Source organism: Candidatus Paracaedibacter symbiosus (genome assembly GCF_000757605.1).
GTDB lineage: Bacteria > Pseudomonadota > Alphaproteobacteria > Paracaedibacterales > Paracaedibacteraceae > Paracaedibacter_A > Paracaedibacter_A symbiosus.
The window spans coordinates 1,727-3,262 of the sequence record NZ_JQAK01000014.1; the positions used below are offsets into that span (position 1 = coordinate 1,727).

A 1,536-nucleotide genomic window follows, 5' to 3' on the forward strand; every position below is an offset into this window, starting at 1 on the left:
GACGCGAGGCGAGGCCGCGATGGTCGGCGGTCTACCGATGATCGGCCTAAACATAGATGTAATTAATAGTTACTATCGGGCCTTCGGGGAATCAGGTCTGACTTATCGTATAACTTCGTATAATGTATGCCATACGAAGTTATTACGCACGCCGCGGCGCAATTCACATAATTGATCCCTCGTCGGGACAGCGCGAGATTAACGCTGCGGACGTCAGCAGCAACTTCACCGGAGTCGCGCTTGAGTTACATCGGGGCCCAAAATTCGTAAGACAGAAAGAGCCTTCACCGATATCGCTTCTCAAGCTGATAGGATCAGTGGAGGGTATTTTTAGGGCGCTCTTGGTTCTTTGTGTTATGGCCTTCTCGCTGGAGATTTTTGCGCTATTAGCGCCGCAGTTCACTAGAATTATTGTTGACGACGTGATATCGGGAGGTGATGCAGAGTTTCTTACGGTGATTATATCGGGATTTGCTATTGTCATACTAATTCAAACCATTCTATCCTCGTGGAGGACATGGGTCGTGGTATGGCTAAGTGCAAATATCGGAGTCAACTGGTCTTCTAACGTATTCAATAGGCTAATGTCCTTGCCCCAGGACTACTTCTCGAAAAGGCATATAGGTGACATTGTTTCAAGATTCGGGGCAGTACATATTATCCAGCAAACTTTATCTACACGATTTGCTGAGGCTATTCTAGATGGCCTCATGGCATCGCTAACCATAGCAATAGTCCTCTGGTACAGCTCAAGTATTGCTCTAGCTGTGCTAAGTGGCCTCACTCTGTATGCGATAATTCGGGTGGTCTACTTCAGGGTTCTGAAGGAGAAGAACGTTAATCTGATCGAGCTGGAAGCTCGGCGTGAGACTATGTTCTTAGAATCTGTACGGGGGGTTCAGTCCTTAAGACTGTTCAATCGCTCTGCGATGCAAATCGCCAGGTATGTCAACCAGAACACCGATGCGACCAACGCGTCGGTACAAGTTCAAAGGCTTACCATTGGATTTGATGCGGTTAGTAATGCCGTAAGCGGCGCTGTACGTATATCTGTGCTTGCCATAGGCGCCAAGATGGCTATGTCCGGTGGATTCTCCGCTGGAGTCATTGTTGCTTTGGTTGCTTACGTCGATCAGTTCTCGAACAGAGTGATTAAGCTGATTAACTACCTGCTAGATCTCAAGTTGGTGAGAATTCAGGTCGAGCGCTTGGGAGACATTCTTCTTACCGAGCCGGAGAAGGATGTAACGGCATCGTCCAGTGTGCTAATAGAAAGCCCTCCAAGCCTCAAGTTTAAGAACGTTAGCTTTCGTTATGGTGATAACGAGCCGTGGGTCCTCCAGGATTGCTCGTTTGAGGTGGCCTGCGGCGAGATTGTTGCATTGGCAGGCCCTTCGGGTGGTGGAAAGAGCACTCGTATAACTTCGTATAATGTATGCTATACGAAGTTATTACGGTTGTCTAAACAAGGAGCTACGTGAACAATGCCTCGGAATTATCAAAGAAGAATTCCATTTACAAAATAAACTTCCACAG

1 protein-coding gene is annotated in these 1,536 nt (G+C 47.5%); it reads left to right on the forward strand.

All coding sequences use genetic code 11. The features are described 5' to 3' along the window. Positions 1-122 precede the first annotated feature (122 nt). Positions 123-1,481, forward strand: a complete 1,359-nt coding sequence (locus IG80_RS0111565; RefSeq protein WP_052046418.1) for an ABC transporter transmembrane domain-containing protein — start codon at positions 123-125, stop codon at positions 1,479-1,481. The last annotated feature ends 55 nt before the right edge of the window (positions 1,482-1,536 follow it).